General features: G+C 58.3%; 19 protein-coding genes. 9 read left to right on the plus strand and 10 right to left on the minus strand.

All coding sequences use genetic code 11. The annotated features are described in order from the left end of the window. Positions 1 to 2 precede the first annotated feature (2 nt). The 6 genes from tsaB (at position 3) to CFA77_RS04110 (ending at position 3898) form a co-directional block, all read left to right on the plus strand. Positions 3 to 647: a tRNA (adenosine(37)-N6)-threonylcarbamoyltransferase complex dimerization subunit type 1 TsaB gene (gene tsaB / locus CFA77_RS04085; protein ID WP_206992369.1), complete on the plus strand. Its 645-nt coding sequence runs from the start codon at positions 3 to 5 to the stop codon at positions 645 to 647. Next, complete coding sequence (gene rimI, locus CFA77_RS04090; protein ID WP_206992370.1) at positions 647 to 1105, plus strand: ribosomal protein S18-alanine N-acetyltransferase; 459 nt, start codon at positions 647 to 649, stop codon at positions 1103 to 1105. Before tsaB ends, rimI begins: the two co-directional genes overlap by 1 nt. A gap of 77 nt (positions 1106 to 1182) precedes the next feature. Next, positions 1183 to 2070, plus strand: coding sequence for a dienelactone hydrolase family protein (locus CFA77_RS04095; protein ID WP_206992371.1), 888 nt, complete (start codon positions 1183 to 1185; stop codon positions 2068 to 2070). An 85-nt stretch (positions 2071 to 2155) separates the two neighbouring features. Next, positions 2156 to 2578: a Fur family transcriptional regulator gene (locus tag CFA77_RS04100; RefSeq protein WP_206993166.1), complete on the plus strand. Its 423-nt coding sequence runs from the start codon at positions 2156 to 2158 to the stop codon at positions 2576 to 2578. 162 nt (positions 2579 to 2740) lie between these two features. Beyond that, positions 2741 to 3466 carry a hypothetical protein gene (locus CFA77_RS04105; RefSeq protein ID WP_206992372.1) on the plus strand — a complete coding sequence of 242 codons (726 nt, stop codon included), beginning with the start codon at positions 2741 to 2743 and terminating at the stop codon, positions 3464 to 3466. Positions 3467 to 3484: 18 nt separating this feature from the next. After that, positions 3485 to 3898 (plus strand): DUF1489 family protein, encoded by a 414-nt coding sequence (locus tag CFA77_RS04110; RefSeq protein ID WP_206992373.1) that lies wholly within the window; start codon positions 3485 to 3487, stop codon positions 3896 to 3898. Positions 3899 to 3901: 3 nt separating this feature from the next. Here CFA77_RS04110 and CFA77_RS04115 read toward each other — a convergent pair whose 3' ends face one another. Next, positions 3902 to 4840, minus strand: a complete 939-nt coding sequence (locus CFA77_RS04115; RefSeq protein WP_206992374.1) for an alpha/beta hydrolase — start codon at positions 4838 to 4840, stop codon at positions 3902 to 3904. 49 nt (positions 4841 to 4889) lie between these two features. On the opposite strand from CFA77_RS04115, the gene CFA77_RS04120 reads away from it, so the two are divergent. Then, positions 4890 to 6116, plus strand: a complete 1227-nt coding sequence (locus CFA77_RS04120) for a hypothetical protein (RefSeq protein ID WP_206992375.1) — start codon at positions 4890 to 4892, stop codon at positions 6114 to 6116. Continuing rightward, positions 6116 to 6937 (plus strand): sulfite exporter TauE/SafE family protein, encoded by an 822-nt coding sequence (locus tag CFA77_RS04125; protein ID WP_242517481.1) that lies wholly within the window; start codon positions 6116 to 6118, stop codon positions 6935 to 6937. Before CFA77_RS04120 ends, CFA77_RS04125 begins: the two co-directional genes overlap by 1 nt. Here the strand turns inward: CFA77_RS04125 and CFA77_RS04130 are convergent. The 6 genes from CFA77_RS04130 to CFA77_RS04155 form a co-directional block, all read right to left on the minus strand. Continuing rightward, positions 6934 to 7902 (minus strand): HupE/UreJ family protein, encoded by a 969-nt coding sequence (locus tag CFA77_RS04130; protein ID WP_206992376.1) that lies wholly within the window; start codon positions 7900 to 7902, stop codon positions 6934 to 6936. The genes CFA77_RS04125 and CFA77_RS04130 overlap by 4 nt on opposite strands. Beyond that, the gene (locus CFA77_RS04135; protein WP_206992377.1) at positions 7902 to 8735 is read right to left on the minus strand and encodes a peptidyl-prolyl cis-trans isomerase; all 834 of its coding nucleotides are present in this window, start codon (positions 8733 to 8735) and stop codon (positions 7902 to 7904) included. The genes CFA77_RS04130 and CFA77_RS04135 overlap by 1 nt, the downstream gene beginning before the upstream one ends. Positions 8736 to 8747: 12 nt before the next feature. Next, positions 8748 to 10658, minus strand: a complete 1911-nt coding sequence (locus CFA77_RS04140) for a DUF3604 domain-containing protein (RefSeq protein ID WP_206992378.1) — start codon at positions 10656 to 10658, stop codon at positions 8748 to 8750. A 92-nt stretch (positions 10659 to 10750) separates the two neighbouring features. Then, the gene (locus tag CFA77_RS04145; RefSeq protein ID WP_206992379.1) at positions 10751 to 11119 is read right to left on the minus strand and encodes a hypothetical protein; all 369 of its coding nucleotides are present in this window, start codon (positions 11117 to 11119) and stop codon (positions 10751 to 10753) included. A gap of 13 nt (positions 11120 to 11132) precedes the next feature. Beyond that, positions 11133 to 11963, minus strand: a complete 831-nt coding sequence (locus CFA77_RS04150) for a universal stress protein (protein WP_206992380.1) — start codon at positions 11961 to 11963, stop codon at positions 11133 to 11135. A 77-nt stretch (positions 11964 to 12040) separates the two neighbouring features. Continuing rightward, complete coding sequence (locus CFA77_RS04155; RefSeq protein ID WP_206992381.1) at positions 12041 to 13081, minus strand: Glu/Leu/Phe/Val dehydrogenase; 1041 nt, start codon at positions 13079 to 13081, stop codon at positions 12041 to 12043. A gap of 295 nt (positions 13082 to 13376) precedes the next feature. On the opposite strand from CFA77_RS04155, the gene CFA77_RS04160 reads away from it, so the two are divergent. Next, entirely contained in the window at positions 13377 to 14795 is a 1419-nt protein-coding gene (locus CFA77_RS04160; RefSeq protein ID WP_242517482.1) for a TrkH family potassium uptake protein, read from the plus strand. Between the two features lie 3 nt (positions 14796 to 14798). Here CFA77_RS04160 and CFA77_RS04165 read toward each other — a convergent pair whose 3' ends face one another. From CFA77_RS04165 to CFA77_RS04175, 3 genes are all read right to left on the minus strand, one after another. After that, complete coding sequence (locus CFA77_RS04165) at positions 14799 to 16493, minus strand: hypothetical protein (protein ID WP_206992383.1); 1695 nt, start codon at positions 16491 to 16493, stop codon at positions 14799 to 14801. Positions 16494 to 16626: 133 nt separating this feature from the next. Then, positions 16627 to 17802: a DUF1131 family protein gene (locus CFA77_RS04170; RefSeq protein WP_206992384.1), complete on the minus strand. Its 1176-nt coding sequence runs from the start codon at positions 17800 to 17802 to the stop codon at positions 16627 to 16629. A 111-nt stretch (positions 17803 to 17913) separates the two neighbouring features. Further along, a complete protein-coding gene (locus CFA77_RS04175; protein ID WP_206992385.1) occupies positions 17914 to 19122 on the minus strand; it encodes an acetyl-CoA C-acyltransferase in 1209 nt (402 codons plus the stop codon). Positions 19123 to 19179 lie beyond the last annotated feature (57 nt).

The following is a 19179-nucleotide window of genomic DNA, read 5'->3' on the forward strand; positions in this document are numbered from 1 at the left end:
CCATGCTCGTCCTTGGACTGAATACTGCCTTTTCGGCTATGGAAGCGGCCATTATACGCGATGGTGAAATTCTCGCCGATGCGCGCGAAACCATGGCGCGTGGACAAGACAAGGCGTTGCCAGGCTTCGTAGAGCGCTTGCTGGATGAGGCCGGCGTCTCGCTAGCCGAGCTTGACCGGATCGCTGTGGTGACCGGGCCGGGCAGTTTCACGGGCATTCGCATTGGCGTTGCCTATGCGCGCGGGCTGGCGCTTGTGACTGAAGTTCCCTGTATTGGCGTGACCAGCATCGAGGCCGCCATTCCCGCGGGAATGGAAGACACTGTGCTTGGCTGCATAGCCGCGCAGAAGCGCCCGCCGGAGCAGACATGGTGGGTGCAGGGTGTGTCCGGCAATCAGGGCCTCGCCGGCACGATGGAAGTGGGCTTAGACGAATTGAAGGCCATGCTGACCGGGTTTCACGCTCCCATCTTCATGCAGGGGAGCGAGGCGTTGGAGGAGATGGCAGAGGCGCTGGACATCCGCCCCCTAATTCCTTCGGCCGTGACGGCGGCCTTGAAAGCGCCCCTGTTCGACCCCGCGCAGCACCTGCCCGCGCCGGTCTATGCGCGCGAGCCAGATGCGAAGCTGCCGGAAACAAGAACCTGATGTCGGGCCTACTGGTGCTACGACCGGACGATGCGGGGCAGGTGGCCCTGTTGCATGCGAAATCCTTTAGTGAGAGCGAGGCCTGGAGCGCTGCTTCGATGCGCGATCTGCTCAAGGACCCGAACGTGCTGACCTTGGGCATCCTCTCCGATGGACAATTGGCCGCTTTTGTCATGGGCCAGACGGTGGCGGGTGAAACCGATATCCTGACCATTGCGACCGATCCGCACCAGCGCCGGAAGGGACTGGCCGGTCGCTTGATCAGCGCGCTGGTAAAGCGTGTGGGAGAACGGGGCGTCACGCGTATCATGCTGGATGTAGCAGAAGACAACCTGCCCGCTCGTGAACTCTATCGGGCGCATGGGTTCGCTGAAGATGGTCGCCGTCCACGCTATTACCGCGCCGCGCGAAACGTGCCTGTGGATGCTATCCTGATGTCCCGATCCCTGAGCCTGTAGGTCTTGTTTTCAGTTTCTTTGGGCGGCGCTCGAAAATGCATTATGTTCCTGATGAACCCGCCATGGAGGATATCCAAATGACCACCAATTCCGACCCGGCAGAGATTCCACAGGAAGTGTACGAGTTCTACGACGCCTATTGTCATGGCGACATGTCGCGGCGTGCCTTCTTTTCCGGCCTCAGCAAATATGCGGTCGGCGGCCTGACGGTTTCGACGCTCGCCGCCTGTGTGATGCCGGACTACGCGAAACAGCAAACCCAGCCAGGTGACGACGGCCTGTATGAGGAAATGCTGCTCTACGACTCCCCCAACGGAGCCGGCAAGATGGAAGGTTATTTCGTGCGGCCGGCGGGGGCTGAGCAAGCATTGCCCGGCATCGTTGTAATCCACGAAAACCGCGGACTGAATCCTCACATCAAGGACGTGACGCGCCGTGCCGCGCGGGCGGGTTATGTCGCCTTCGCGCCTGACGCGCTCTACCCGCTCGGCGGTTACCCCGGAAACGACGATGATGGCCGCGCGATGCAGGCAAAGCGAGATCGCGAGTCCATGGTGCAGGATTTCATGGCAGCGGCTGAGTTCCTGCGGGGCCATGTTGCCGTGAACGGCAAGGTCGGATGTGTGGGTTTCTGTTTCGGCGGGGCCGTATCAAACCTCATGGCAGTGCGTCAGCCTTGGCTCTCAGCAGCCGTGCCGTTTTACGGTGGTTGGCCAACGGTTGAGGAGGCTGCAGACGTGAAAGTGCCGTTGCAGATCCACCTGGCGGGCTTGGATGAGCGTGTGAATAGCGGTTGGCCGGTTTACAAGGCGGCTCTGGATGAAAACCGTGCCGAATACGAGGCTTATATCTATCCGGGTGTGAATCATGGTTTTCACAACGACACGACCTCCCGCTACGATGAGGAAGCTGCACAACTGGCATGGGCCCGCACCGTGGAGTTTTTCAACCTGCATCTGGGCTGACCGGGACGGATATCGCACCACCTGTTGGTGTGTTTGACACCTTATCTGACTGGACTTCCCTGAAATGTGAGGGCAAAACATGGCTATGGATCGACTCGAAAAACTCTGTGCAGACAAAGGTCTCCGGATGACTGAGCCCCGGCGCATTATTGCGCGGGTGCTATCCTCGTCTGAAGACCACCCGGACGCCGAGGAACTGCACCGGCGTGCGAACTCCATGGATGCGTCGATCTCTCTGGCCACCGTCTACCGGACCGTGAAGCTGTTCGAAGATGCTGGCATTATTCAGGCACATGATTTCCGCGATGGTCGCGCACGCTATGAAGAGGTGCCTGACGAACATCACGACCATCTTATCAATGTGAAGAGTGGCGAAGTGGTCGAGTTCCATTCCGAGGAAATCGAACGTCTTCAGGTAGAGATTGCCAAGAAGCTTGGCTTTAAACTGGTTGATCACCGTCTCGAACTCTATGGCATTCCACTGCAGGACGACGACCAGGCTTCATAGAAGTTTGGTTGCCCGACGCAGCCCGTTCAAGTCCCGTAAAGTATTCAGCGTCCACACTGGCTGTTCAGTTTTGACTGGTCTGGACCGGTGCGTGAATCCTTGCAGGCTGCCCAAGATCAGCCGCATTCCGGACCTAATCAGATTACGGGACGGTAATTCGACATGTTTCTGGCTTTCCTCGCGAGCTTCATCATGATGACGCAGGCGCCGCCGCTGAATGCGGCGCTGAGCGCAACTGAGGCACCGCGCACGCTTCGCGCCGCCTTCACCGTCGAACTGCAAAGCCAGCATGCCAGCCGCGTATATTCGTATGATCCCCGCAAAGAGAGGGATGCCCGTTGGCAAATCGTGTCATGGCAAGGCGAAGACGATGAGTTGGAAGAGGTCGCGGCAAACTGGGCCAACGAAGCTGCACCAGATGGGCGACTGTTCCCGGATGACCTCCGAGCGAGCATGGGGCAGCAGGTGCAGGTCCAGGATATGGGGCATGCTTGGCGGGTCGCGTTCAGGCATCATCCCTCGACCAATGATGGTGAGTTCGATGTCTGGGCCGCCGAGCGCTTGCAAGCTTCGGCATGGCTCGATCCGGTGGGAGAGCGATTTCTGCGCATTGACTACCGACTCCCGCATCCGGTCGCCGGGCCAGAAGGCGGCAAGCTGACCCGCTACGAACAGAGCTATTTCATCCGAACTGAGCCGCGCTGGGGGATGAGCTATGTTTCCAGCTTCTCGATCGATCTGGAAGCCCGCGCAGCATTCCGAACCATTTCACGGCGCTATTCCGCCAATATCGTCAAAACGGAATTCTTCTTTGCGAGCGCAGAAGCCGAGGCAGATTTCGAGGTGAGACGAAAACGGCCGCAGCTCATGTCTGGATTGCCGCGCTAAGGCGGCTAGATTGGGCGCATGACGATTCACATGGTGAAGCTTTGCGTTGGCGCGGAAGACATTGACGATTTGGTGAACTGGCAAAAGCGCTTGATGAAACAGGGGCGTGAGCCGTTTCATCAGACCCGCATGATGCCTAAACAGAAAGACCAACTGCTCGAGGGTGGTTCGATCTATTGGGTCATCAAGGGGGCCATCCGAGTACGTCAGCGTATTGTGGAGGTACGCGAAGTGATGGGCGACGGTCATACAATGTGTGAGTTGGTGTTCGATCCCAATCTTGTCCGAACCTACGCCAAACAGAAGCGCCCGTTTCAGGGCTGGCGATACCTCAAACCTGCTGATGCACCCCGTGATCTGGGTAGCAAGGAAGCCGCTGTCGACATTCCTCCATCATTGGATGCTGCGTTGAAACAGGCGGGCGTCTGGTAAACTCTAGTCGGCAAGCGCTTCAAGAAGGATGGCAGCTTGTAGTTCAAACGCCTCGCTGCCAGGGGCGACAAGCTCAACATGGCCTGTATTCGGGACAAGCACGAACCGCGCATCGCTGCCTGTTGCTATAGCTTTATCGGTGTAGCTCTCGCCGAGTATCGGCGGTGCGATCTGGTCTTGCTCGCCATTCACGCTGACCTGATGCGCCGCAAAAGGCAGCAATTCCACGGGAGATGTATCGGAAAGCACATCCTGTCGTGCGCCTGACGGTGCGCCTGTCAGCGCTTCCATGATTGAGCTTAGGCAGGCAGCTTGTGTCACGGGCGCGGAAGCATCGAGATCCGCAAGACCACCGGAATTGACCACGAAATCTATGTGGAGTGGGTTTGAGCGCCAGAGCGTACTCGACTTCGGCAGCTTGGGCCGGGCTGCCAACCACAGCGCCAGATGGCCGCCAGCGGAGTGACCAATCGCACCGACCCGGTCGAGCTTAAGGTTGAACTGGCTCGCATGACCGCGAAGCGCGTCTGCCGCGCGAGAGACATCTTCAAACGTCCCCGGATAGCCGCCACCGGCTTCATCTACGCCACGATACTCGATGTTCCAGACCGCGAGCCCTTTTTGGCGGAGGTCCTCAGCTGCAAAATCCATCAATCTCCGGTCCGCAATCGATTTTTGCCAGCATCCACCATGCACCATGATCACGACAGGGTGCGGCCCGGCGCCATCAGGCAGCCAGAGATCAACAATGTCGGTTTCTGATGGGCCAGTGCGAATTGTGTGCGGCGTGGTTGGTCGTTCCCGCGAGAGCAGGTCTGGCCACTGCAGGAGCGGTATTGTCTCGTTTCGAGCATGGGGCGGAGTTTGCGACAATTCCGGATTTGGCGCGTCGCAGCCGACGAGACAGAGTAAGGCGAGGGTAGCGAGGGAAGGTGTGCGCATACGGGGATTGCTACTAGCGTCGGCGCATTCTGTCATGCACAAACAGGCAATGACCTTGATATCCCTTCCGGAATCGCGCGCCGAAGCGGAGGCGCTGGATGCGACCGACCCGCTCGCCCTTTGCCGGGATGCCTTTGCCCTGCCGGAAGGTGTGACCTATCTGGTCGGGCACTCGCTTGGGCCAGCCACCATCGGTGCCCTGCGAAATCTGCGTGCAGCATCAGAGGGTGCATGGGTGAACGACCGCGTCGGCGCATGGAACTCGGCAGAGTGGATTCATTTATCCGAACATGTCGGCAATCGCCTCGCACGGCTGGTGGGCGCCAAGGCGGGCGAAGTAGTTGTTTGCGACAGCGTATCCATAAATCTGTTCAAGCTTGCTGCCTCGGCGTTGCCTTTGGCGCGCACGCGTCGCCTTGTTGTCGAAGAGGATGAGTTTCCGACCGATCAATACATTCTTGATGGTCTGTCTGGTTTGACTGGCGTGGACCTAGTCCGCGCTGCGCCGGGGAAGGGGATCTCCCAGCTTGAGGGTGGTGTGTTGGTGAAGAGCCTCGTGAATTACCGCTCTTCTCAGCTCGCCGATATGGCCGCGGACGAGGCTTCAGCTCAGTCTGGTGGTGGTGTGATCATCTGGGACCTCAGCCACGCGACTGGCGTGCTTGATGTTAAATTGAGCGCTGCCAGCGCACGGTTTGCAACGGGGTGCACCTACAAATATCTGAATGGAGGTCCCGGCGCGCCTGCCTTTGTCTATGCCAGGGCAGATGTCGCTGACCGATTGGAAACGCCATTGCCGGGCTGGATGGGACATTCTGCACCGTTTGAATTCACTTCTGCTTACGCGCCCAAAACGGGGACAGCGCGCTTCGCCTCTGGCACGCCACCTATTCTTTCACTTGCCGCGCTGAATGGCGCGCTGGATGTCTTTGACGGTGTTTCGATGGTCGAGGTTCGGTCAAAGGCGCGAGCCCTGGGCCAGATGTGTCTGATGATGGCCGAAGGTATGGGGCTCGACATTGCGTCCCCGCTCGATCCGGCCTCGCGCGGTGGGCATGTCAGTGTGTGTCATCCAGATGGCTACCCGCTTGTCCGCGCCTTGGCCGATTGGGGCATTGAGGCCGATTTCCGTACGCCACACACGATCCGGCTTGGTCTGTCCCCGCTATTCCTTGGCTATGCTGAAATCTGGGACGCGATGTCGGAATTGGCCGAGATCATTGAAACGCGCAGTTGGGATACTGAGGCCTACCGGGAAAAGGCCATCGTGACCTGATGGAGTTGCTTGTCCAGTATGCACCCCTGTTGCTGGCGCTCGCCGCAGCAGGTATCGCGGCCGGCCTTGCCGCGGGCCTGTTCGGCATCGGAGGCGGCGCGATCATTGTGCCGGTGCTCTACTTCCTGTTCGAAGGGATGGGCTTTGGCGAGACAGCCATGCACGTCGCCGTATCGACGTCTCTGGCGACAATCATCCTCACCTCGATCCGTAGCGTGATGGCCCACAATGCTCACGGTGCCGTCGACTGGCAGATCATCCGGAGCTGGGCGCCCTGGATTGTCATCGGGGCGCTGGTTGGCATGGCGCTGAGCGGATACTTGTCCAATCGTGGCTTGCTGGCGATTTTTGGTTCATTGGCCTTCCTGCTTGCGGCACAGCTCTATTTCGGGCGTCCGACGTGGCGATTGGCAGACGAGATGCCCGGCGGCATTGTACGCGCGGGGCTTGGTGCATCTGTAGGGACACTGTCTGCCCTGATGGGAATTGGGGGCGGGACGTTTGGCGTCAGCCTGATGACTCTGTGTGGTCGGCCGATCCATCGGGCTGTTGCGACGGCGGCGGGCTGGGGCGTAGCGATTGGCTTGCCTGGCGCGTTGGCTGCAATCTATGTGGGGTGGGGCACAGACGGTCGGCCGCCATTCTCGCTCGGAAATGTGAACCTTGCGGCGTTCGCGCTGATTTCCGCCTTCACTGTGACCATGGCGCCGATTGGCGCAAAGCTGGCGCACAAGCTGGATGCGGCGAAGCTGAAACGCTGGTTTGCCATTCTGCTCGCAATCGTGGCGGCTCGCATGTTGTGGAAGGCCCTCGGCATTTAGAAAAACGTCGCGGCGATCCGTTCTATGGCCCAGAAGCTGCCAGTGATGCCGATCGCGTACGCTGCGGCCGTGCGCACAAATGGTGCACCCTGGCGATAGAGCCGCTGCCCGACCCAGGCGAGGGCCAATACGAATATCACAAACGCAACTTGCCCCACTTCGACACCCAAATTGAACAGGAGCAGCGCGAAGATCTCCGCGCCTTTGGGCAAGCCAATATCAGACAGAGCGCCCGCAAATCCAAAACCGTGGACAAGGCCAAATCCAAAGGCGATGATCCAGGGTTGGTTCTGTGCGAGCGTGTCTTGCCCGCGCTTTCTGTATATTGCTTCAGCTCCCAATAGCGCGATGCTCATGGCAATGACAATCTCCACGGGAGGACCGGGCAGCGTCACACCGCCCAGCGCCGAGGCGGCAAGGGTGATCGAATGCGCCACGGTGAAGGCCGTCACCGTGGCAAGCAACTGGCGCGGTCTGACCAGCAGGACAAGACCCAGCACAAACAGCAAATGGTCAAAACCGAAAATGATGTGCTCTACGCCGATTTTAAAATAGGCAAGTGTCGGCGCGCCCTGGGGGCCGCTCAGCTGGATGGCATTCGCGCCAGGCCGCAGAAGTGCCGAAACATCATCTTCTTCCAGCCGCTCTACGCGCACGAACACATCGGTAAGGGTCCGGTCGAGGCCCGATATTGAGAGTTCGCCATTATTGAGATTGCATGCCATCGACCACCGGGTGACGAGCGTGGCTGCGGGGGCAGACATCCGCTCATTTTGTCGGGCGCAATTTCCAGGAAAGACCGGGTCGAGCTTCAGTCGTCGACCATCCAGAACTGGCTGTTTCCAGATCACATCATATTCGCCGTGAGCGGTCTCGGTAATTTCCAGATAGGCTGGTCGCACCTCATGTGCAGCAGCGCAGAGCGCCATCAGGATCGATGCCAACACGCACAGTGCGACACGCATCAGTTTCCGCCCTCTATCTCGACCTTGTACCGCGCAATGATCTCCTGAATGGCTTGCTCATTCTTTTCGCGACGTGTTTGCTCGAGCCAGTCCTTGCGAACTTCTGCTCTAACCTCATCAAGCGGTGAAAGCATAGCTGCGGTTGAGTGTGTAACCTGAACGAGATGGAGCCCGTAAGCAGAGGAGACGGGACCTTGCCAATCTTCAGAGACCGGCATTGTTGAAAGGGTCTCGGCAAATGCGCCACCAAACTGCCGCGCCAACTCCCTAAGTGGCATGTCACCATATTGGCGCTGCAGCATGAAGGGGTCACCCAGCGACGCCGCTGCTGGAGGATCGGAGGCGTTTAAGCGCGTGAGCGTCTCTTCTGCGGCAGCAGCTGTCTCTGCGCCGCGAACATCAGGGCTGAAATAGACATGGCTGAAGGTCAAGGTAGCAGGCAGCGTGAAGCGATCTGCATGCGCGGCATGCCAGTCTTCGAGCTGTCGCTCGGTCGGCATGGTATCTTCGTGCAAATCCGACACGACGAAACTCATCTTCTGCGCCAGTCGCCGCGTGATGATTGTGTCATTCTGGTCGAGGCCCAATCGTCGCGCCTCCCGTGCAAGAGCCACGTCGCGTATATGGTCGGACAGCATGGCCGCCATGTCCGCCTCGCCGGGCAGAGTGCCCGCCTCGGACGTGTACAGTGCGGCCATGCGCTCAATCTCACTTGCGGATATCAGAATGGTGGAGTCTGCCTGGTTCGACCGCGTTTGCCAGATGGCAAACGCGGCAAAGACCAAGGCGGCCGCAGTGATGAAATGGACGAGCGGGTCTCTCAGGAACTTCAATGGGAGCGTCCCTTAATCGGCTGGTATGTACCAGATGGGCGACGTGTAGGCGCGCTCCTGAATCGTCTGGGGCACGTCGGGGCGAGGTGGCACATTTCCACGCATTGCTTCCCAAGTCGACCAGCGGCAGCTCGGATTTTCCAAAACGCGGACATAGTATGTCGCGCGCTGGGCAACATCGAAGTCCGGGTCTTCCCAAACAGCTTTCAACTCGTTTGCGCCAGCTCCCGTGGGGGCGCAGGTCTCCATGTCAACGGCAGCGCCATTGTCTGAACAGCGATGTGTCGCCGGATCCGGCGAGCCTGTATGGCAAGCGACGTCATAGACAGCTTCTCCGACAGAGGTGACCTTGACGACTTGCACACGCTGCAGCGCACCCATGTTGGGATCGCGCTGGGCCCAAGCAAGGAAGGTTGGCGCTTCGCCAGTCCCAACCAGATCACCGCCCATCGGAACGCCGCCGTCATAGGCCTGCCGGGTAAGGTCGGCATCGTCCAACATATCGTCAGAATACCGATAACCCGCGAAGAAGCGAACCTTCATGCGTGGCCCTGTTGTGGCAAACGTCTCCTTGCGCCGGAACGCATCAAAGATAGACTCACGTGTGTTCTCCTCCGCCCACACGCCAGTCAGGCCAGATGCTGCCCACCTGGAAAACCATTCCCGGGCGTTGTTGACCATCTGATTGTCTGGTTGCTCATCCCAATTCTTTTTGCCGAAGAAAGGGACGGATCCTCGCGCCATCGGTGTGCCGTCAACGACTCCGACCTTTGACCAATAGTCGCTCTCGTCATAGGCTCCTCCGACGACGTGGCTATCGGAAGCCGCGACGAGCCCGAAGCGGAATGGGTCGAAACCTTCCTCTTCCTGTAGTTTCAAGCCATTGCGATAGGCCTCACGAACATAGCCGCCTTCGGTTTTCGAGACCTGATAAGATGCCAATAGCCTGTCATAGATTTCGAAATTTGCCCACTCGTCATTGGGCGAAAGGGAGGGGTGGGTTTCGCTGGTGCCTTTGACTTGAGTTACCTCGACCAGGGGCTCATTCCTCATGCGCTGTTCAGCATAGGCCACATCGAGTGGATCTCCATTGTATGTCTCTAGACGGAACATTTGCCCATCAGAGACATTCGAGTTATGTGGAATGGCAATGGCCTCATAACCTTCTGAGCGCTGTTCATCCATCCAGTCCCAGAGGTCTTCAGGGTTGGGCGAATCCAGCGTCGAGAAGGCGCGATCAGGCGCGTCCCCCTTGAAGAAAACGTTTCGGTGAAGGTTGCCTCCTGCAAAGGAGTCTTCCTCTTCATTGACGGTGACTGAGGTGAATTCATAGGCGGCGAAGGTCGTGAACTCTCCAGGCACATAGTGACGATTGGCGGCATCAATATTCTGTTCCCAAACAGACCCAATAATAGATTCATCGTACATTTCCTCGATCACTTCGCCAGAGCGAACAGATGCGCCGACGCTCTGAAATGCTGCGGTGATTTTTTCCGGATCGGTCGAAAACATGTCTTGGGCACGAGGTAATTTTGAGAGCTCTGTGCCGGGTGTATTCATGACAGGAAGGATGCCAAGATATTCGGCATGGTCGGTAACTGTGTAGAAATCGAGAGGGCCGCCCGCAATCGTCATGTCGAATCCGGAAGGGTGGGTGATCGTTTCACCACGCGCAAAGCGATACGCGTCGTTGGCTGTGCGACGAACATTGAAGATATAGGCATCGAAGCTTGATCGCGTGTGGATATGAAGATCGCCGAAATAGGCATTGCGGTCTTCACTGTATCCTGCCGTCCGCTCCGTCGCGGAAGAGGCGGGCTCCATGTGGGCGGTGTCGGTCTCCTGCGTGGAAGTGTCTGGCGCAGTGCTGTCGCACGCAGCCAAAGCGATCGCCGAAACGGCGAGGCCCAATAGTCTTTTCATGTCTTCCTCCCAAGGGGCATTTTAGCCTGCCCTCATTGGTTGGAATTCTGCGACGAACAGAACGTGCTGTCCAGCTTGACGCCCGGGAAGGATCAGACCGGGCTGATATCGGTGATCTTGTACGTCAGGGGCGTTTCACCATGGCTGGCGATTGTAACGTACTCGCCTTCCTTGAACACATGTTCGCCGAGTTTGAAGCCCGCTTCGTCATCGCCCTCCTCGTCTTCATCGTAATGGAAAAACCAATGGCTGCCTCGATGAGTCAGCAAGCCGTCGGCATGCTCCTCCGGATCGGGACTAAACCGTACAACGCGACACGCGGCGCGATTTTCACGCCAAGCATCGATATCGATCTGACCCGCTGCCGTCAGTGGTGCGACCAGTGTATAACCTTGCCCAGCGTCACCGTTCGGGAGGCCGGGGTTCCGCGCGAGCTGAAGGACGATTTTTGACAGGCTCATTTGAAGTTCTCCTTTAGTGGGCTAGCGCAAGGGCTGGGGCATTGTCAGCGGTAAGCAGGCGTCGTGTGGTGCCGCCGAAAATGCGCTCAGCCAGACGGGAATGACCATAGGCACCTGCCAGGATCATGCAGGCCCCGGTGCCCTTCGCCATCGCCAGAAGGCCGGAAGAAACTTCACCTTCGATTTCCATGACACGCGAGGAAATCCCTTGCAGTACCAACCACTCCACAAGCGCTTCCGGCGCCGCGATTTCGCGTTGAGGGTCCTTGTTCAGGTCATCTGTGTTCTGTGCAATGATGACATCGCCAAATGCTCTCAGAAGCGGCAAGTGAAAGCGGACCGTGCGGGCTGCGCCATTGCTTCCATCCCACGCAATGATGACTGGGCCATCCATATCGGGCGTGGTGCCAGCGAGAACAAGCGGAAGGTGCGCATCCATGAGGACGTACTCGAATCCCACATTCAGCGGCTGTGATCCGTCTGCTGCTGTACGTGGGAATATCACTGCCTCCGAGAGGGAGGCCGCATTGGACGCTGCACGTTCGACCGTGTTGACCTCGTGCTTGAACTCGCAGGTAACCGCATCTTCGTCCTGAGTGGCTGTTTGATAGGCTTCGCGCGCCTTGGCGAGCACTTCTTCCTGCATGTCAAAAATCGACTGGGTGGTCGCACTGGTCAGGCCAGCAGCCTCCGGTGTGGCGATCACCATCAGAGCAGCGTTCGGATCTGGCAAGGCGCATAATGCTCGCATTGGCACATTCATGCGGCGAGCAAGGGATAGGGCGGTGCGTATGGTTGCAAGATCGGTCTCAACCGTTCCCTGCAGCATGGCGACTACGGACATGGGGTCACTCCTAGCGTCATTCAGGTTCGATAATGGTGTGTACCATTTATCGCCCCGGTTTAACTAGGTGAGACTACCTAATCCGTCCGTCCAATTCTTTGGCGCGCGATTCTGTCTGCGACGAGATTGGTCGGCTCGCTGCTTTCCATCGCCAAATCCAGGACTTCACCGAGCGTCACCATGAGGGCCTTCACCTTGGCGTCGACCCAGTCCCGCAAATAGGTGCCGGAGATTTCCGCGCAGACATTGATGATGCCACCGCCATTGATGACATAGTCCGGTGCATACAGAATACCGCGGCGACGCAACAACTCACCCATTTCAGGGACGATCAACTGGTTGTTCGCGCCACCCGCGATAGCCTTCACACGAAAACGATTCAACGTCTTCTCATTGATGATTGCACCCAGCGCATTTGGCGAAAAAATGTCTGCATCGACATCATAAATTTCGTCGGGCGCGACGATCCGTGCCCCAGTGCGGGTAGAGATGTCGGACAAGGCTGCCTGGTCAATGTCGGTGATGATGAGGTTCGCACCGGCCTTCGCCAAGTGTTCGCAAACATGTCCGCCGACTGAACCTACGCCCTGAACAGCAATCGTGCGGCCGGTAAGGTCATCAGTTCCAAGCGCGCGCTTCGCGGTTTCGAGAATGCCCAGATATATGCCCATTGCTGTTATCGGAGATGGATCTCCGCTGGCGGCATCGCCCTCATCAAGCCCGGCGACATGTGGCGTTTCCTCGCGCACGATTTGCATGTCGGAGACGCTGATGCCGACATCTTCGGCGGTGATGTACTGGCCTTTCAGACTCTCGACCGCGCGTCCGAACGCCCGGAACAATTCTGGTGACTTGTCGGCTTTCGCATCGCCCCAGATGACCGCCTTGCCTCCGCCGAGGGGAAGGTCTGCCATGGCATTCTTGTAGCTCATTCCATGGCTGAGCCGCAGGGCATCCCGCAACATGGCTTCACCAGTGTCGTAGTTCCACATGCGGCAGCCACCTGCCGCGGGCCCCAAGGCCGATGAATGGACAGCGATAATCGCTTTCAGACCGCTGTCAGCGTCGTGAAACATGTGGACACCCTCATGGGCATCGAAGGAGGAATGATCGAACATGAGAGAGTCATCGGTTGCAAATGTAACGAAGGGGCGTTTAGGCCCTTGCGGACGATCCCGTCAACCGGCGTCTGCCCTTGGACTTGGCGCGAAAATGGCATAGTTGCCCCGGCACAGGCCACACATGGCCCGGTTCTACCGTCAGGAGTCCATGGGAAGCCCTCAGTTTCTGCCCAGATCGCATCCTTGGTGCATACTGCTTAACCACGTAACGCGTTGACACCTCAGCAGGAATTGCAGCGTATCTTGCCCTCCAGACATGCAGCTTCGTCCTCTCTTTCTTGCTCTCGGCATCATGACCGTCCTTCTGGGTGCGGCGATGATCCCCTGTGCATTGATCGATTCCGCCGATGGGCGGGCGGAAACCTATGTGTTTGAGGTGTCTGCTTTCGGTTCGATCCTGATCGGATCATGCATGTGGGTCTTGTCGCGCGGCGACATTGAACGCACCGGACAGCGCGAAGGATTTCTCCTGACCGTATTGGTCTGGGTGTTCCTGCCGATGATTGCATCCATTCCATTCCTGGCGTCGGGCATGACAGTGACGGATTCCCTGTTCGAGACTGTTTCCGGTCTAACCACGACCGGCGCGACTGTCTTGACGGGGCTCGACAGCATGCCGCGTGGTCTCTTGCTGTGGCGGGCCATCCTGCAATGGATTGGGGGGATTGGCATCATCGTGACGGCCATCGCCATCCTGCCCCAGCTGCGGGTTGGCGGGATGCAGTTGTTTGAATTGGAAAGCTCCGACATGTCGGGCAAATTCCTGCCGCGCATCACCGACATCGCGGCGTATCTGGGTTTCACTTACCTGCTGATCTCAATGCTCTGTGCCTTGCTCTATTATCTCACTGGTATGGATTGGTTTGACGCCATCACTCACGCGATGACGACCATGTCGGCGGGGGGGTATTCGACGCATGACGCCTCGTTCGGCTATTTCAGTGACACCAATGCGCCGTATGTCGCCACGCTCTTCATGTTCATTGCGGGCCTGCCATTCAGCCTGTTGGCGATGCTGATGCTTCAAGGTCGCATTCGGCCGATGCTCGCCGATCCGCAACCGCGCCTCTATCTGGCACTGGCATTGATCTTTTCGATCATCATTGTCGTCTACCACGAGGCCGTTGTTGATCCACCAGTGTTCGACCATATCTTTCACGGCTTTAAGGAAGCCCTGTTCAATATCATCTCGATCATGACCGGCACCGGTTATGCTTCGGCGCCTTATGACACTTGGGGGCAGCCCGTAATGGTCATATTCTTGGGGGCCACCTTTGTCGGAGGGTGTGCGGGCTCGGCGGCATGTGGGCTGAAGATGTTCCGGTTGGAAATCGCCGCCAAGACGATCGTTGCCTATTCGCAGCGCATGATCCAACCGCACCGTCGCACGCCTATCCGGTATGCCGGCAAGACGGTGGATGAAGAAGTCCTGCAGTCGGTTATGGTGTTTATCAGCCTCTACCTGCTGACTTTCCTCGTCGCCGCTGCACTAATCAGCCTGACCGGCGTGGACGCGCTGACGGCCATTTCGGGTGCCGCTACCAGCGTGTCAAATGTCGGACCGGGGCTTGGCCCCATGATCGGTCCATCCGGCACATTCCAGTTATTGCCTGACTTCGCCAAATGGGTTTGCGCCATTGCCATGCTGCTAGGGCGGCTCGAGTTCGTGGCTGTATTTGTGGTTCTGACCCGACGCTTCTGGCGCGGTTAGTGGTCAGTTCCAGGGATTGAACCGCTTGACCGGGCGTGGCGCTGCGTCTTCGGAGGTTTGAGTCTCTTCTTCGCTGGCTAAGGTTTCAGCCGGTTCGGTCGGAGTATCCACAATGAAGTCGGGCTCTGGTGCGACCTCTACTTCGGGCTCTGCGTGCGGCTCGGGCACCTCGAAATGCATCTCCACGGCGGATGCATGCTCGTCAGAGTCGTCCGATTCTGCTCCGGGCCAAGGCTGGTCATGAGTAGCGTCGATCACGACTTGCGGGGCGCTCACCGACTCAACTGAGTCGGTCGCGTCCAGCGGAGCTGGTGCTTCGACGGGAGCCTGCCGGTTCCCAATTCCCGAAAGGCTGAAGGATTGAGGCGGCTGCGGGGTGATCTCAGGTGCTGGAGCAGCTTCCAATTGAGGTTCTACTTCAGGCGGTTCCGAAGATTCCATTTCCGAATGTGCTTGTGCAGTGTCAGACTCAGGCGCGTAGTCATCTAGCCCGCCACCATACCCACCTGTAAGGAAACTATGGGAGGGGGGGGAGTTGTCCTGCGGGGCAGGCGACGGCTCACCCGCCGTTTCCTCCGTTCCACTCGTCGCGTCGATCGTCGCAACTTCGGGCGTGTAGGGTGCTATTTCTGGCTCCGGTTCTGGAGTGAAACTGCCAAATGGCTCAGCCTGGGCATGGTTCGGCGCACTGTCGCTGACATCCGCAAAGGCAGGTGTGTAGGTGTCGGCCTCATCCGTAGCTTCGGAGTCGACTTTGCCCATGAATTGCGGCGCGTCTGCTTCCGCAGTCGAGGCATCTTCCGGTTCGATTTCCGTATAACCCGTCGGTGTATAGCCTGCGGCTGGTTCGTGTAGTGGCCCCGGTTCATCGACAGGCTCCATCGCGGCTGGCGCATCTGGTGACGAGACACCGTAACCCATGATTGGCGACATGGAGGCTTCGGCTTCAGGCGTGGCTTCTTCGGTGGGTTCTGCGTCTTCGACAGTATTTACCTCATGAGCCGAGTCAGCAACAGCCTCTTCGAGAGAGATGCCCGTGTTTTCATCGGTCAGGATTTCATCTTCGGACGGCATCTGTTGGTCGCCCCGTGATGCTATCGGAGACTCCAGCGTGTCTTCGCTGATTTCTTCAGGGGCTTCATGTTCAACCGGTTGGGCTTCCAAAGGTGTATTTACCTGGCTCGCAAGAGACGCGACCGCTGATGTTATGTCGGACTGACTGTCCATTTCCAGATAGGCTTCCGGTTCCAGCGGGGAGCTGTCATCCAATGGATCCTCGACCGCATCCTCTCCTGACGCCTCAGGAGATACCTCCTCGTCAGCATCGTCGATCAGATCGGCAGGTTCATCGCTGACGCCTGTCTCTGCAGCAGTCAGTCCGGCCAGCACCGCACTGATCGCCTCTTCTGCGCCGCGTGCATGGCGCTTGGCCTCCCGGTAGAGCTCCTCGACGAACATTGCGTAAGGGCGGCCGTCGGCATCAAGTTCATCATTGAAGTCGGACGGGCTGCAGGTCTCTATTTCCCGGCCTTGCGCATCTGTGAGCAAGACGCCGTAAGGGTCAGGCGTCAGCGTGACTCGATAGCCTTCAGTGTCGTGGGTCATTTGGCCGTTTTCGGCTTCCTGCCACGTTACCTTCTGTCGACGTGTCATGTCGCCGAGCTTGTCTATCAGCCGTTTGGTGGATGGATGCAGCATCAAGACCCGCCTTTCCGTTTATCCAGAACGCTTTTCCTAACAGTTACAAGCTGGCAGGCGAATGATCAAACGCCCTGTTCCATCAAAATCGATGAAATGACGCGAAATCCGGCAGGTTAGGCTTTCCGCTAAGTTAATCCATCGCGTCAGGGCGAGCTGGATAGTAGGCCATGCCAGTCAGAACCGCATCAGCTCCATCGTCCAGAGGTTCGAAAACGCGTTGAAATCGCACACCGTTGTCCAAGTCATTGCAAATCAGAAGATTTGCCGACTCATCCACCCCGTCAAAGCAAGTCGATCGCGCTTGCTCCGTCAATTGGCTAAGCCGATACGTACCGATCTGTTCGCCGCCTGGCCCTGTGACGTTCGAGTGGGTGGTCGACACCCGGTAAACATGTCCCCTGGACCAGTCGGGCTCCACAGTGAACATTGGTGCCGTGTCTGACTGGGTCATCACCTGAAAGACCGGGTAGGTATCGCCTTCGGCGACCATCTCGCCTGGCACGATCTCCTGATCTGGAAACGCGGCGCGAATGGCGTTGGTATTGAATGGCGTCGCGCCAGTTATGCCCATCACACCTTGCGGGCCGATAACGGGCTGAAACGCTGGCGGGGTCTGTCCCGCCTTGACCGAGGATTTGACCCTGGCCACGTCTTTCAGAAAGTCTTTCACCGGCTCTCCATCAGCGACAGACAGATCTGTCCGGAAGCCGCGCACAATCCCGGTTGGATCAACGAGGAGATAGGAAGGTGTCCACCTGATTTCCAAAGCAGACCTGAGGCTGGCGTCTTCATCCAGCAAGGTCGGATAGGAATATCCCTTGTCGTCGAAATAGGCGCTGACCGAACCATATTTTCCGTACATGTCAGTCGGCGTCGCACGATTGGCGTTTGCCGGCGTGTGAATGGACAGGAAGCCGAGATCAGGGTCCTGGTCTATTGCGGTGACCAGCGCGGCCACATAGGGCGCGTCTGCCATACAGTCCCCGCACCATATGCCCCAGATATCAATCACGTTCCACGTACCTTCCAGCGAGGCCGGGTCAAAAACGGAGCCGTCTGCCAACTTGCCTGACAGGGCGGGCAGGGGCTGGCCCAAAAGGGCGTAATTGTAGGGGCGGCCGTCAGCGTCGCGCGCGATGGTCTCGCCTTCGCGCACCGTGGCGGTTTCCGGTGCGACCGTGTTGGAAATGATGAAGCCTGTTGCAGCGTTCGGATCCGTGCTGACGCCATGGTCGGCTTTATCTGCGCCAGGCCCACAAGCGACAAGGACGATCAGGCTGGCGGCGGAAAAGAAGTGACGGATCATGATGGCCCCTGGTCGGATTTGTCGGTGACGTTCAACATAAGGTCTTGTCCCCAAAAGGAAAACGCCCCGAACCGAAGTTCGGGGCGTTCACTGCGTTCAAGTTGACGGGGATCAGCTGAAGATCTCGAAGAGACCTGCTGCGCCCATGCCGCCACCGATACACATGGTGACGACGCCATATTTTGCTCCGCGGCGCTGGCCTTCCATAAGCAGCGAGCCTGTGCAGCGTGCGCCGGTCATGCCGAATGGGTGACCGATGGAGATCGAGCCGCCATTGACGTTGTACTTTTCTGGGTCGATGCCGAGACGATCGCGGCTGTAGAGGCACTGCGAGGCGAAGGCTTCGTTCAGTTCCCAGAGGTCAATGTCGTCAACCTTCAGGCCGTGGCGCTCCAGCAGGCGTGGCACAGCGAACACTGGACCGATACCCATTTCATCCGGATCACAGCCAGCGACGTTGAAGCCGACGAAACGGCCGAGCGGCTTGAGGCCGCGCTTCTCGGCTTCCTTGGCTTCCATCACGACAACGGCTGCGGAGCCGTCTGACAGCTGGGACGCGTTACCTGCGGTGACGTATTTGCCTTCCTTGACGACCATGCCGCCAGAGAAGACCGGCTTCAGGCCGGAAAGGCTTTCAAACGTCGTGCCCGGGCGATTGCACTCGTCGCGATCACATACGACTTCCTGCAGCGTCTCTTCGCCGGTTTCCTTGTTGACCAGTTTCATTGTGGTCTTCAGCGGCACGATTTCCTCGGCCATGTAGCCTTTTTCCTGGAACGCGGCGGTGCGCTTCTGGGATTCAGCGGAGTACTCATCTTGGTATTCGCGGCTGACGCCATAACGGTCAGCGACGATTTCAGCGGTCTCGATCATGGTCATCCAGATGGCAGGCCACTTCTTCATCAGTTCGTCTTCGGTGTAGCGGTGCAAGTTCATGTGGCCACTGCGGGAGACGAGGGACAGGGATTCAACACCGCCGCCGATGGCAACGGGCGCGCCTTCGTTGATGACCGTGTGGGCGGCATTGGCAATCGCCTGCAGGCCGGACGAACAGAAACGGTTGATCGTGGCACCGGACGTCGTGGACGGGCAGCCAGCCCAGAGTGCGGCGTTGCGGGCCACATTGTGTCCGGTCGCGCCTTCAGGCTGCGCACAGCCGAGGAAAACGTCTTCAACCAGGCCGGCCTCGATGCCTGCACGATCAAGTGCGCCTTTGATGGCCGTTCCGGCCATGGTAATCCCGTGCGTATTGTTGAGTGATCCCCGGTTGGCTTTTGCCATGCCGGTACGGGCATAGGATACAATAACGGCTTCGCGCATGTGCTTTCCTCCAAAATGAGCGTCGTTGTTGCGCCGCACACTAATCAGGTGATAACC

Source organism: Hyphomonas sp. KY3 (assembly GCF_017309975.1).
Taxonomy (GTDB): domain Bacteria; phylum Pseudomonadota; class Alphaproteobacteria; order Caulobacterales; family Hyphomonadaceae; genus Hyphomonas.